The organism is Halohasta sp. A2, assembly GCF_056175805.1.
Genome location: NZ_JAQFWV010000027.1, coordinates 26,132 through 39,053, shown reverse-complemented (window position 1 = coordinate 39,053; position 12,922 = coordinate 26,132). Strand labels below are relative to the sequence as shown.

At 58.9% G+C, this 12,922-nt stretch carries 10 protein-coding genes; 3 read left to right on the top strand and 7 right to left on the bottom strand.

Annotation, left to right across the window (positions count from 1 at the left end; genetic code table 11):
- The first annotated feature begins 523 nt into the window (after positions 1-523).
- The gene (locus O2S87_RS09785) at positions 524-1,666 is read left to right on the top strand and encodes a Gfo/Idh/MocA family protein (protein WP_475408609.1); all 1,143 of its coding nucleotides are present in this window, start codon (positions 524-526) and stop codon (positions 1,664-1,666) included.
- Between the two features lie 92 nt (positions 1,667-1,758).
- On the opposite strand, the gene O2S87_RS09780 is transcribed toward O2S87_RS09785, so the two are convergent.
- The 3 genes from O2S87_RS09780 to O2S87_RS09770 all read right to left on the bottom strand — a co-directional run bounded on the left by O2S87_RS09780 (position 1,759) and on the right by O2S87_RS09770 (position 5,942).
- The gene (locus O2S87_RS09780; RefSeq protein WP_475408608.1) at positions 1,759-3,249 is read right to left on the bottom strand and encodes a flippase; all 1,491 of its coding nucleotides are present in this window, start codon (positions 3,247-3,249) and stop codon (positions 1,759-1,761) included.
- Entirely contained in the window at positions 3,249-5,051 is a 1,803-nt protein-coding gene (locus O2S87_RS09775; RefSeq protein ID WP_475408607.1) for a hypothetical protein, read from the bottom strand. The genes O2S87_RS09780 and O2S87_RS09775 overlap by 1 nt, the downstream gene beginning before the upstream one ends.
- Positions 5,052-5,558: 507 nt before the next feature.
- Positions 5,559-5,942, bottom strand: a complete 384-nt coding sequence (locus O2S87_RS09770) for a hypothetical protein (RefSeq protein ID WP_475408606.1) — start codon at positions 5,940-5,942, stop codon at positions 5,559-5,561.
- Between the two features lie 199 nt (positions 5,943-6,141).
- Here O2S87_RS09770 and O2S87_RS09765 point away from each other — a divergent pair, with 199 nt between their 5' ends.
- Complete coding sequence (locus O2S87_RS09765; RefSeq protein ID WP_475408605.1) at positions 6,142-7,272, top strand: GNAT family N-acetyltransferase; 1,131 nt, start codon at positions 6,142-6,144, stop codon at positions 7,270-7,272.
- 3 nt (positions 7,273-7,275) lie between these two features.
- Here the strand turns inward: O2S87_RS09765 and O2S87_RS09760 are convergent, their stop codons facing one another.
- Complete coding sequence (locus tag O2S87_RS09760) at positions 7,276-8,268, bottom strand: glycosyltransferase family 4 protein (RefSeq protein ID WP_475408604.1); 993 nt, start codon at positions 8,266-8,268, stop codon at positions 7,276-7,278.
- Entirely contained in the window at positions 8,261-9,298 is a 1,038-nt protein-coding gene (locus O2S87_RS09755) for a DUF354 domain-containing protein (protein WP_475408603.1), read from the bottom strand. Before O2S87_RS09755 ends, O2S87_RS09760 begins: the two co-directional genes overlap by 8 nt.
- Positions 9,299-9,783: 485 nt before the next feature.
- Between O2S87_RS09755 and O2S87_RS09750 the strand changes: the two genes are divergently transcribed.
- On the top strand, positions 9,784-10,632 hold the full coding sequence (locus O2S87_RS09750) for an AAC(3) family N-acetyltransferase (protein WP_475408602.1): 849 nt from the start codon (positions 9,784-9,786) through the stop codon (positions 10,630-10,632).
- Between the two features lie 30 nt (positions 10,633-10,662).
- Here O2S87_RS09750 and O2S87_RS09745 read toward each other — a convergent pair whose 3' ends face one another.
- Positions 10,663-12,228 carry an MATE family efflux transporter gene (locus tag O2S87_RS09745; protein WP_475408601.1) on the bottom strand — a complete coding sequence of 522 codons (1,566 nt, stop codon included), beginning with the start codon at positions 12,226-12,228 and terminating at the stop codon, positions 10,663-10,665.
- A complete protein-coding gene (locus tag O2S87_RS09740) occupies positions 12,225-12,857 on the bottom strand; it encodes a TetR/AcrR family transcriptional regulator (RefSeq protein WP_475408600.1) in 633 nt (210 codons plus the stop codon). Before O2S87_RS09740 ends, O2S87_RS09745 begins: the two co-directional genes overlap by 4 nt.
- Positions 12,858-12,922: the final 65 nt, after the last annotated feature.

Genomic DNA, 12,922 nt, shown 5'->3' with positions numbered 1-12,922 from the left:
ATCCAGATCGCTACAACCGGTTCTTCAATGAGATTCTGTGTGAATCACTCCACGAGAAGATTCACTGTACCGCCTCGGTTGAGGCTACTGGAGGTGAAGTCTAAACGGTTCTGAGACGCGACCAATATATGAAACACTAATATGAGGTACCTACCGCCTGAGACCACCCAATCTAATACAGTTATACGGGCCTAACAGTCGGGTTGATGTCACGCGTCTTAGCACTCGAGTAGGACCGCACCCCGCTTTCGGTCTGTTCTGATGAGACGACGTCGATACTGGGCCACCGTGGTGCTGTCTCGCTGTAAGAACGCCTTACTGAACTGCTCGCCTCTCAAAAACGGTACGCCGTGGCTGGGTCGACGCGACAGCCGAGGCTCTTTCGCACGCCGAGGAAATCAGCAGAAAACCGCGGTATACCGTGTCTGTAGTCGCTTTACAGGTCGACGACCGTAGCGAACGAGTGGTACTGTTGCTGGATACCGGCCCATAACAAAATACTCGGTAGAGCCATACTGACCCGATGTCTCTTCAAACGGCAGTTATCGGTGGCGGGACCGTTTCGGAAACCCATCTTTCCGGACTGTCCCAGAACCCAAAGACGGAGTTAGTGGCACTCTGCGATCTCGACGAGGAAACCGCCAGAACAAAGGCCAGATCACACGGTATCAAGGCGTATTTCGATGTGGGGGAGCTTCTCGAATCGGAGGATCTCGATTGGGTCCACGTCTGTACGCCTCCACAGACACATCTCGCAGTTGCAACCCAGGTTCTCGAAGCCGGAATCCCGACGCTCATCGAAAAACCAGTCACGGAGACGATCGAGCAGTTCGAGGAGCTCGCAGCAGTTGCCGAGCGAGAAGGTGTTCGGTTTTCGGTCGTTCACAATCACAAGTTCGGCCTCGTCATGCGACGAGTGCTCGAAGAAATCGATACGGGGGCGCTCGGTGCCATCCGTGGCGTCGACCTCCTGTATACGGGGTCGACCGAACCGGATATCGAGAACCGTGGTGCGTGGAACTTCGAACTACTGGGCGGCGAGTTCGAAGAGGGGCTCCCACATCCGCTGTATCTCGGACTCAACGCGGGCGGGCTTCCGCGAAGCGACGCGGACGTGTCGGCCCAAACGTCCCTCATCGGTACGTACGACATGGATTTCGGCTACGACTGCGCACAGCTCCAGTACGTCAGCGAGTCCGGAACGCTCTGTACGATCAAGATGCTCTCGGGGACCAAACCAGTCCGAATCCTCTACGTCCATGGCTCGGAGGCGACGCTTGCAGCCGATCTCGTCTCCCAAACGTTGCTTCGACTCGACAAGGATTACAAGGCCTCGCCGATCGCACGTGCACAGAACAACATCGATCAGATCCTCGACCGGGTTCGGGGAACTGTCGAAAACGTCAGTGTGGTTCTCAAGGACAAACGTGCTGGCGAGTGGGAGACGGCGATGGAGCGAAACGGGAGCTACTACCAGTTCGACCGTGAGGCAGCGGTGCTCATGACCGGCGGTGAGCCGCCAGTGTCGGTCCCAGAGGCTCGATGGACGGTCAAACTCCAAGAGGCGATCCGTGACAGTGTCCGACGCAACGAGGCGTCGACTGCCGAGACTGCCGATGGACACGCCGAGAACTCGACCGAAACCGAAGTTCCGTCCGACGACTAGCCGTCGCCGCGCGTTTTTTCGGCTGTTTTCTCAACGTAGTACATCCAGCGATAGTACGTGATATGTTAGTACACTGCGTTAGTACCGTTTGACTACTCCGCGGTCGACGACGAGGGAATAACGTACGACCAGAGCTGTTCGATATCAATTACGCCCCACGCCGCAGCAAGCACCAGCCAGATTCCACCCCCAGCACCGATTACCACCAACAGTGTGAGAATCCCAGAGACGTGGGGAACCAGCAACTGCACACAGCCGCCCATGATGCCGGCGATAACAAGTACACGCCCGACGGGTCGAACGAGCGCCCCGAACTGGACCGGAAGCTCTCTCGTGATGATGTAGACACAGAGGAGCGTGTACGAGCCGAACGTGATCACCGTGGCTATAGCAGCCCCTGCGGCACCGTAGATCGGAATCAATAGCAGGTTGAGCCCGACGTTTCCGAACGCCATCCCACCTTTAAATATCGCGCGAATCCGCGCGCGGCCGAGGTAATCAAGGCTGTCAGTCGTGATCTTGTTCACTGCGTTCGCGAGAATGAACAGGCTAAACACCTGAACAACGGGCGTGGCACCGAGATAGTTCTGTCCGAAAACCTCCCGCAACATCGGCTCGGCGACGAGAATCAGGCCGACTGTGGCGGGGATATAAAAGATCAACACGTGTTCGAGCGAGTACTCGTAGAGGCGGGCCGCACGTTCGAGTCGGTTGCCGGCTTTATCCTCTCCGAACGCTGGTGAGATCGTATAACCGAGCGAACTGGCGGGCGCAATACAGGCATCTGACACCTGTTTAGCGACTGCATAAAACGCTGCTGGCGTCAATCCAGCTATTGCTGTGACGAGGATTGTATCGATCTTTTTATCTATAACAGTCGCTCCACGAGTCGCAGTCAACGGAACGCTGTACTCGAGAAACCTCCGAACGAGTCCCTCTTCGATTTCGGTGGCAGTCGGCAGCGTCCGGTAGAACCGCGAATACAGCAGCCAGCCACCGAGAGAAACCGAGAGAACGAATCCGAGCATGTAACCTGCAAGCGCACCCCAGACGCCGTACCCGACAACGACAAGCCCGATCGCAAACACGAGTCGACCGATATATGCCGTGGCGTTGACTGCGGCACTCAACGGGATCTCGTTGAGCCCCTGGAGGATTCCGGTCAGATACTTGTGGAGCGACTCGAAGATCACGTACACCGCAGCGACGAACAACAGCGGTGCAATCGCCGCCTCGTCGACCAAGGAGGCGATCTGGCGGTTGAACACCACCAACGCGGCTGCAGTGAGCAAGCCGAAGCCGAAGACGAACAGCACCGACACCTTGAGGATTCGTGGAACCTGCGAAGGGTCGGTTTCGGAGTACTCAGCGACGTATCTTGCGGCCGACGACGGCAAGCCGAGTGTCGCAAACATCGACGCCACACCGACGACCGAAATCACCGTCGTCAGCAGTCCGTACTCGTTCGTTGTGAACAGATACCGTGTCAGAATGACGAGCAGCAGGCCGTTGGCCACGATTTTGACGATTCGCGAGCCGAAGCTCGCTTTAACGCCCGAGGCGATACGGTCTGCGAACTCCATCACTCAGCCTCGTTACGTATGAGGTATAAGTTGAACTCACCGTTGTCCTGAACGCGGTACAAGTTGGCTCGGTTGTCCAACGATTCAAAGCCCTCCTCTTCGTAGCGGAGCCCGTCGTACAGGCCGATCTCCCGATCGTAGTTGGCCTGACGTATCGGGAGATACCGGTCCGAGTCGTAGGTCGTCGACAGGTTCGAGTTGAATATATCACCTCTGACACCGTCTTCCGGGAAGTCGAGTTCGTTGGCAGTCGGTCGGCCGAAGTAGGCGTCGACGTACCGGCGTGGACCGTCACGTGGTGTGATCCATGCGGTGTCTTCGACCCGATGGTCGAACGCGACCGAATAGCCCTCCATCGAACTTTCGGTCACCTGGTTGTTGCCCTGGTAGTAGTACGGCGAGGGATGCGCTACGAGCCCCTGTGCCGCGATCATGACGGTCACGACAACGACAAGCGTCGTTGCAACCGTCGTCCGTGAGACCGAACCTTCGAGCCTGGATGCGAGCTTCGAGAGACCGACTGCACCCAACAACGTCACCGGCACCATGATGAAGCCCAAAAATCGGAAGTAGTGGTCGCCCTGATCGGCTACGAACACGGCCACGAACAACATGCCAAGCGGAACGAGCCCTGCGGTGAGATACGTGATCAGCGCGGTTCGACTCGGGGTTCGGTTGTCGAGCCGACCTAGCAGGTTGGCACTCATGACGAGGGCCGCAAACAGACAGAAGATCAGCGCGACGAGGAACAGTTTCACGAACAGTTCTTCGACGCTTCCCCCCAGTGCGGCAAGCGAGGAGGTTTGGGTTCCAGTCGTTTCCGAGCCGGGTGTGGTACCCACCTGTGTGAACTGTGAGACGACGAACCGGATTCGCTCGGCTGGACGGTCGTGCTGTGGAAGCCACGAGAAGAACACAAGAGAGGTCAAGATCGTGTGCGCATAGACCGGTCTATGGCGGGCGATCCGGTCGGTCGGACGGAACCGTCTGTAGCCGAACTGGACGATGGCGATGCCGCCCAGCAACACGATCAGACTCATCGCCTCCTGTGGATGGATGAACACGATCGCGATACAGGCAATGGCGAGCGCGATCCCGATCGGTGTTCCGAACGCAAAGCCATCGGAGGGCTCGTTGACGAACCGGAACACGAGATACAGCACGAACGGGAGGTACAGAATCGCTTGACTCGACGGGTGAGCCAACAGGTGAATACTGAGATGGTTGATCGGAAGCAACAACAGTCCGGCAGCAATGCCGATCGGCATGGCCCACTTGCTATCGATGAGATACTGGACACACAACACCGTAAACACGATGCTCACGAGTGGGAAGACGACGAGCGGAACGAACTGAAGAGTATAGGTCAGATCGAAGCCACTGAGATCCGTCAGGAACGCCGACATCATGTGCACCGCCGGATAGACGAAGCCCAACGGACTTCCGGAGCCAGCGAGGAGTTCCCGTGCCCAGCCGAGATGGGTCATTGAGTCACCCGCACCGTAAAAGAAGTAGCTTCGAACGAGCGGCAGCGCAAAAACGGCCATCCCCACGCTCGTTACGAGGCCGAGTGCCGCCATTCGAACCAACCGAGAGGCCGGTGGAGCGAAAATCACGGTCAACGCGATTACACCGGCGATGATTGCTCCAATCCAAAAGCCGGTCGGTGTCGACGCGTAGATCGACAGCTCATAGCCGGTTGCCGGTCGACTGTATGCGATCGCGAGTGCGGCGGTGAACGCGAGAAATCCAATCGCCAACAGTGCCTTCAGAACCGTCGCCTGTCGCTTAGTATCATTCATAGTTGAGTGTCCATGCCGCCGGAGTCTTCGGATGGCGACACGAGGTGAACTGTGGAGTACTCCCCCCGAAACCCCCTTTGTTATGTATTGCTTGTGGCCCGAACCACGTCACAAAACACCGTTACTGATAGCCGAACGGCGGCCGTTAACTCACCAAAGCGCGAGCCCGCCGACTCAGCATGTATATCGACCAGAAACCGTGGCGGCGGTCCTCCTTTCTACGCCTCGTCGACTACCTCATACACCCACCGAATCGTATCGCATCCACCCACCGAGTAGCGTCCGGCTACTAGGTGGTTTCGTCTAGTAGACTCTCATTACCGCCGTAGTCAGGCCGAATACTATTGATCATCCCTTCGATCGGCCGTCTCCGAATGCAGGTACGCTACTGTGGAGTCGAGCCCTTCCAGTTCGGTCGACAGCAGGAATGGAACGGCGATACTAGTTAAATAGAGGCCTGCGATTTGGCCACAGACCCGTGTTCGCAGCGAGTGTAGTTCGAACAGCTCAGCCCTGTGAGTCGATGCGCTCGGACGGCTTATCCGAGTAGGTTGCATACACGTCGAACTCACCGCTCGTCACCTCGGTTTCCTCGCCAACGACCTCCAGTTCGGCGACGACTTCATCGTCGACGCGGATTTCGATGGTTTCTGCCCCGCCCTTTTCTGACCACCGAACGGTCGAGCTGCCGTCAGGTTGCGTTTCGATTAGTACGTCAGCAGCGGTCTCGTTTTCGGGCTCCACGTCGAAATTGCGGTCCTCGAACTCGCCGCTCACAACGGCGGCACCGACAACACCGGCAATAGACGCCGCCGAAATGATAAGCACGACCACACACCAGAAATTGATCACATCCACCGTGGCACGCATCGAGTCTGGGGAGTGAGTCATAATAGGGTGCTATCGGTTGTATCGTCGGTCGGCAGTAACCTAGTATCGATGTGTATGAATAAAAAGTCACTGTCCCTGGTCTCAGAAACGAGATTCCATCATACCGGCCGTATCCCCCGTCGAACGGTGCGGCTCGTTCTGCCAGCTCTGACAATAGGGTTCGCATTACTATACCGGCAATTGCCACACAGACGGTAGGATGGACCAGCAGCAACAGGCAGTATATCGGCTTTTGTGCCACGCGTTCGACGGCTGGGGTTCGACAGCCTACTTCGACTGGAAGTATACGATGTATCCGGACTTCGAGCCTGGGGAAGACGATTTTACCGTTACGAACGACACAGGCCAGGTCGTTGCTGCGCGACGAGTGTTTCGACACCAGCTCCACACACCCGACCAGGAGGCACTGTCTGTCCACATTCATGGTGGGACAGCCGTCCACGAGGACTACCGTGGTCGCGGCTACTATTCACAACTACTCGATGAGTCGCTGCAGATGAGTCGCCAGCAGGCGGATATGGTCCTGACATTCAACCGTGCCGGAAAGCTCACGACCAAACACCACCAGAAAAACGGCTGGCACTGGGCCAGGCTTCCGGTGTACGTCTCGATCATCTCGCCGTCGAACGTGTTTTCGCAGTATCTGTCCGATAGTACGCTGCTTTCGAACGCGGTTTCACGGCTGGCACCCATCGACAGGAAGCTCACAGCATCCCCGCTCGTTTCGTGGAGTATGGCTACACTAGTGCGTCGACTCTACGGTGGAACCGGGGATAGACCCAAACCGAACCCAGAGACTGGTGGTTCAACGCGTACCAATACCGCAGCGGAGATGCCGGACGCAGAAACCACCCCACGCTACCGGATTGATCGGCTCGAGGGCGCGGTCGACGAGCCGACAGTCCGTTCGCTCGCCGATCGACTCCAGTCGTCTCTCTCCGACTCCTACCACTTCGATCGGTCTCTCGAGCGGCTGCGGCACTGTCTTTCGTTTCCGGACGCAACGGTGTTTCTCGCCAGCGCAGTCGACAGCGAACGCATACTCGACTTTCTCGTCTGCGGGATGCTCTCACGGGGCACGTTCAGCGAGTATCGGGTCATCGAACAGACGTGGGGCCATCCAGCGATCACACGGGCCCTGTTCGATGCGGTAGACCGCTACGGTCGCGCCAATGGTGCAGACGTGATCGTAACCTGTTCGTCGACCCAGCCAGGCGACAGCTGGGTTCGGCTGGGAACCGAGTATATGATGTGGCCGCCCGAGTTCGCCGACCGGACGCTTCCGACAGCTCCCGACCAGTGGCGGATCACGATGTGCGATATCCTCTGAGACTCAGGCGTCGACGGCACGCTGATAAACGTCGACGAGCCGGTCAACCTGTGTGTCAATTCCGAGTTCTTTGATATGGGTTCTGCCGTTTGAACGCTCGCGTGTTCGGAGCAGTTCGACGAGCGAATCCGTGAGTGCCGCATCATCGTTGTGGACCGCAGCGTGTGAAACGCCAGCCAGTCGATCGGCGACATCGCCGACGTCGACCGAGACGATTGGAAGGTTGCACGCCATCGCCTCTTTTACCGAATTCGGCGATCCTTCGCGGTTCGAGGTCAAAAGCAGCACATCGGCGGCGTTCATATACCGGTACATCTCCTCGTGAGCGACACCACTGACGGTGTGGAGTTCGACCGGCCGATCGACTCGTGGGGCGGCCGCCGCAACGATGCGCTCGGCGCGAGGGTAGTTTTTGACCGTGCGTGTCTCTGGATAGGGAAACAGGACATGTGCGGCCTCGGAGCTCCAGCCGAGTTCGGCCTGGTAGACCTCCTGTGGCTCGGGACGAAACCGATCGAGATCGATTCCGTGAGCGATAACGTGACAGTCCCGATCGAGCTCGGCGGCCATCTCGGGCGACATCACGATCACCTCGTCGGCAAGCCGGGCCGACAGCCGGCCGACCAAACCGTACTTGCCGAGGAGATCGCTCCCCCACAGTGAAACGACCGTCGGATGAAACCACTGAGCCACGGCCGGTGGGGCCGAAAGCCCGTAGTTCGCGTGTACGAGATCGTACTCACCTGGTGCAGCCCGTAGCGCTGCCAGATAAAAACGGGCGTAATCAGTCAGTTGTCGAGACCCACCGTCGTTGTTGTCGTCCGGAACGGTCACGATGTCGACATCGATTCCGCGCTCGCGGAGCCCGTCGATCTGCTGGAGATAGAACCGAGCTCGGTGGTTCGTGACGAGACTCAACACCCGCAGTTGTGGAGCGTGAGACGAGGTCGATTCGGTCGGCTGCGTGGCAGTCTGTTGTGTCGAGCGATTACTCATCGGCCGCCTCCTCGATAATCTTGAGCAGATGTGCGGTGACGTCCTCGGTCTCGTCGAGAAGCGTCTCCCGACGCCGTTTCCATTGGTCGGCTGCCTCTGCGGACCGAAACAGTTCGAGCGCACGGTCGTGGGCAGCGTCTTCATCGCCGATCGATTCGACCAGGCCGCGTTCTTCGAGCTGGACGAACACCCCGAGCGCCTCGTCGGTCGCATGCGAGTTGGCTCTGATCGTCGGCGTACCCAACAGCGCAGCCTCAGTTGCCATCGTCTCGCTGTCGCCGACCATCAGCTCGGCGAACGCCAACAGATGATGGATCGCTTCGGGTGGCACTGGTGCCTGATAGGCCGAGAGTTCCGGAGGAAGTGGCCGCTCCGAGGAGATGTACACGGTCCCGTGGGCCGAAAGCGCTTCGACGAGCCGACGTTTGGCCGCCGGCGAAAAGCCAGCTCGGCCGACATCGTGGTGGGCACCCATCGAGACGAACCTGACGACAGCATACGGCTCGTCGGGGTCGACACCGTGCGCACGAAGTCGGTCGGCATCCGGCTGAAACCGGTTCGGGTGGAGATACGCGAGCTCGTCGAACCCGCGGTGGTAGCGCTGGTTGTCACCGAAGCTGTGGCTGAAAAACTCCGAGGTGCACCAGTAGTCGACGAACGGCGTAATGAGCTTCGAGATCGTCGAAATATACTCGGTGTCGGTGACGACGACGCTTTTCGCCCCGGTGAGCGCGGCCGCATGGACTGCCGAAGGGAGTGCTCGACTCACGACGACGTCGGGATCGAACCGGTGGGTGAATGCGATGGTTCTGAGCTCGCGGAGCGACCATTCGGAGACAAGGCCCGCGGTCGTCGTTCCTTTGGTCGACAACACGGTGTGTTCGATCCCGTAGGCATCGAGCAACTCGGTCGTTACTTCCTTTTGTCGCGAGGCAACCGCGACGGCGTGGCCGTCGGCCGCGAGCGTTCGGATCGCGTTTTTGAACAGGTGAACGTGTGCGGGATGGGTGACGTCGAACTGAACCCGCATTACCGATCACAGTCTGCCTGCCGACCGGTGGGAAGTTGCTGTCCACTGTCGTGATCGATCAGGCCTCGGGGTCGTTCGCCCGCGGTCACAGCTGTCGACCACTCGCTCGGTCGGATCCAACCGCGATTCGTACGCATCATATCCGGGTTGGGGGCCGAATAGGGGTTTGTTATTCTCTGCTTACCTCCCGTCAACGGGCCCGTTCCGGTGTCAGATCGGCGCGTTTACGCTGAACCGATTGGTTACCTACCCGGAGAGTCGGAAGCCTAGTTGTAGGATACATACAGTTAATTTAAATATACTATATAGCTCATTGGGATTGGTCACATTTACTATTAAATTACAGTATTATACCAACGTATGGCTACTTGTGTGAAAAAGTAAAAGCGTCGACGCCCCGACGCTACAGAAATGCAGCCGACAGCAACGACAGACTGATCAGCAGCCGTCGATACCACGTCTCGGTTCGCCAGGCGAAACCACCAATGACACAGGGCTCTCCACACACCAGCCGGTCGACCGGTCGAGACGTGATACGACACGTCACACACCTCCCGGAAACGGCGATCTGTAGCGCCAAACACTATCTCCTGAAACACCAGCCCAATCCAGTCGGCCCGAGCGCCGAGGACGTGCTCGATACGGTGCTCGATCAGTACGAGGACGCAGACGTCGCGTTCGTCCACATCGGACTCAGCGATATCAAAACCGCATTCGAGACGAACCCCTACGATCTGATCGTCGACAAACTCGATTCCGCGTTCGACTCGGTGCTTGTTCCAGGCTTTACGCAGTCGTTCCGCGAAACGGGGGCGTTCGACGTCGACGAAACACCGCCCGAGCTGGGGGCGTTTTCCTCGCTGTTTTTTCAGGATGCGGAGTACCGGACCCCCGATCCGCTGCACTCCATTCTCGTCGACGGTAGCTATCGGTTCGACGGCTGTCGGTTTCGCGACACCTTCTCGCCGGAGGGCTGTTACGGACAGCTCAGTGCGGACAACGTGCTCTACCTCAATATCGGTACCCCGTGGCTGATCTCAACGCAACTCCACTACATCGAGCGTATCTGTGATGTCCCATACGCCAAGACCGTGACAGTCGAAGGTGAGTTGACCGTCGACGGCACGACCGAACAGATTACCCAGCGGAACTACACCAAGAACAACTACCTGTACTTTTGGAATCGGCGTGGGCTCCGCGACGATATGGTCGCGGCGGGCGTGCTCGACCACTACATGCTCAACGGGCTGAACGTGATGGGCGTTCGGGCCGGTGAGATGGAGGCGTTTTTAAAAGACCAAATCGAAGATGACCCTTACTATCTGGTACGGTAATCGATACCGTCGGCCGACTGTTCGTATCGCTCAGTCGGTATCGGCTGGCCGATCACCAGACGTAGGAGGCTGGTCGGCGCTGGATGTGGGTGGCTGGTCGTCGGCTGGTGGTTGGTCATCTACGACGGATTGGTCGGCCACTGTCGAGTCATCGTCTACGAGCCGGTTGGTCCACGTCCCACGTCGGAAGTATGCGAACGCGAGCGCGGCCATCACCACGTTCGAAGCCGCCTCACCGTACCAGATCCCGGTTGCTCCCCAGTCGAGCGGTACCGCAAACACGTAGGCCAGCGCCGACCGCAGCACGATAAACCCGATAAACGCGAACACCATCGCGACCCGGGTGCGGCCGCTGCCACGGAACCCGCCCTGGATCACGTAGAAGATCCCGAGGAAACTGTACGTCACCCCGACCACGCGGAGATACTCCGCCCCGATAGGAACGACCGAGTCGGCACCCTGTCCGCTCACGAAGACGTCGATGAGCACGTCGGCGAATAGGTAGACGCCAACACTGAAGAGGAGAAACGAGCCGACGACGATCCCGATGGCCGCACGGACTCCCTGCTTGGCGCGGTCGACCTGGTTGGCCCCGAGGTTCTGGCCGACGACGGTTTCAACCCCGCGTGCCAGTCCGAGCGCAGGCAGGACCACCATCGAGGTGACACGGGTCCCGATCCCGTAGGCGGCGACGGCCTCCTCTCCGGCGATGGCAACGAGCGCGGTGAGGATCGTCACGCTGAGTGCTTTGGTGCTGATCTCGATGCTGGCGGGCGCGCCGATCCGGAAGATTTTGCGAATCGTCTCGGGGTTCGGCACGAAATCGCTGACAGCGAGTTCGATCCCGACTGCCCCCGAGACGAGGAGCCAGATGCCAATGACCGCGCCGATCCCACGAGAGAGAATCGTCGCAATCGCCGCCCCCTGGACGCCGAACCCAGTAAAGCCGGTCGCCGCAAACAGCGCCGACTCCAGCGACTGGAGGCCGAACCACTCGAACAGCGCGTTGTCCTGAAAGCCGAGAATGAAAAACGGGTCGACGATCACGTTGAGGCCGACGCCGAGTGTCATCAGATACAGCGGCGTCCGGGTGTCGCCCCACCCCTGGAGGAGCGACTGAAACACGAAGAAACTGAAAACAAAGGGGATCCCGAGAAACATCGTCCGGGTGTACTCGACGGCCATCCCGAACTCGGTGGTCCCTGGGCTCGCACCGACGAGACTCAACAGCCACGGAGCCAGCAGATAGCCGACCACCGAAAACAGCAGCGAGACGATGACCACGAGCGAGATCGTCTGGCCGGAGACGTGGGCGACGCGGTCGAGATTCCCGGCTCCCTTGTGCTGGGCGACCAGAACAGTTCCGGCGACCGAGAACCCGAGCGTGAGGCTGATGATCAGAAAGACGATCGCCCACGAGTACGACAGCGCCGACACCGCGGTCTGGCCGAGCCGCCCGACCCAGAAGGTGTCGGCCAGATTGTAGCCGACCTGCAGGAGGTTGGTGAGTACGATTGGGAGCGAGAGAACGACGAGGGGTTTGAGCAGCGGGCCGTCGATGACGTTGACCGAGCGATCCCGGGTCGGGCTGCTCATTCGGTGGCCCCGCTGTCGGCAGCCAGGAGTCGGTTCTCGATGTAGAAGTCGAGTTCCGAACGAACGGTCGCACCGATCTCAAAGGACTGTGCGGTGTCGGTCGTCGCCTCTTGGAGCATCCCGCCTTCGATGGTCGTCACCAACAGCGAGGCGACCCGGTCGGCGTCGACCGGCTGAAACTGGCCGTCAGCAATCCCATGTTCGATAATTCCCTCAAACTGGTCGTGGATATACTGCGTGCTCCGAGTGAAATGGGCCTGATACTCGGGGTTCGTCACTGCCTGTGCCCGAAGTTCGATTATCGCACAGCGAAACTGGCTTCGTTCGGCCGTGGGATCGGTGGGCAGGACGTGGTCCAACAGACACCGCAGCTGTGTCAGGGCGTCCTGGTCGCGATCTCGTGGGAGCGTCGCCTCCAGATGGTCGAGAATATAGCCCAGAAAGTCGACCAATAGCTCGTCTTTGCTGTCGTAGTGGTGATACAGCAGCGACCGGCTTTTGGGGAAGTGGTCGCTGATCCGCTGGATCGTCAGGTCGGCGTACCCGTGTTCACACAGCGCCCCGTAGGTCGCAGCCATGAACTCCTCGCGGGTGTCGGTCGGATCTGCGAACAGTTCGCCCAGTGGCATACTAACTGACTATTCAGTCAGCCCAATAACCCTGTTGCTTTCTTTGATCCTCCGTAGGCGTCGAC

What these genes read in the sequence shown, in the direction of transcription:
- O2S87_RS09785 (WP_475408609.1), top strand. Translation starts at nt 524, where the DNA reads ATGTCTCTTCAAACGGCAGTTATCGGTGGCGGGACCGTTTCGGAAACC.
- O2S87_RS09780 (WP_475408608.1), bottom strand. Translation starts at nt 3,249, where the DNA reads ATGGAGTTCGCAGACCGTATCGCCTCGGGCGTTAAAGCGAGCTTCGGC.
- O2S87_RS09775 (WP_475408607.1), bottom strand. Translation starts at nt 5,051, where the DNA reads ATGAATGATACTAAGCGACAGGCGACGGTTCTGAAGGCACTGTTGGCG.
- O2S87_RS09770 (WP_475408606.1), bottom strand. Translation starts at nt 5,942, where the DNA reads ATGACTCACTCCCCAGACTCGATGCGTGCCACGGTGGATGTGATCAAT.
- O2S87_RS09765 (WP_475408605.1), top strand. Translation starts at nt 6,142, where the DNA reads ATGGACCAGCAGCAACAGGCAGTATATCGGCTTTTGTGCCACGCGTTC.
- O2S87_RS09760 (WP_475408604.1), bottom strand. Translation starts at nt 8,268, where the DNA reads ATGAGTAATCGCTCGACACAACAGACTGCCACGCAGCCGACCGAATCG.
- O2S87_RS09755 (WP_475408603.1), bottom strand. Translation starts at nt 9,298, where the DNA reads ATGCGGGTTCAGTTCGACGTCACCCATCCCGCACACGTTCACCTGTTC.
- O2S87_RS09750 (WP_475408602.1), top strand. Translation starts at nt 9,784, where the DNA reads ATGACACAGGGCTCTCCACACACCAGCCGGTCGACCGGTCGAGACGTG.
- O2S87_RS09745 (WP_475408601.1), bottom strand. Translation starts at nt 12,228, where the DNA reads ATGAGCAGCCCGACCCGGGATCGCTCGGTCAACGTCATCGACGGCCCG.
- O2S87_RS09740 (WP_475408600.1), bottom strand. Translation starts at nt 12,857, where the DNA reads ATGCCACTGGGCGAACTGTTCGCAGATCCGACCGACACCCGCGAGGAG.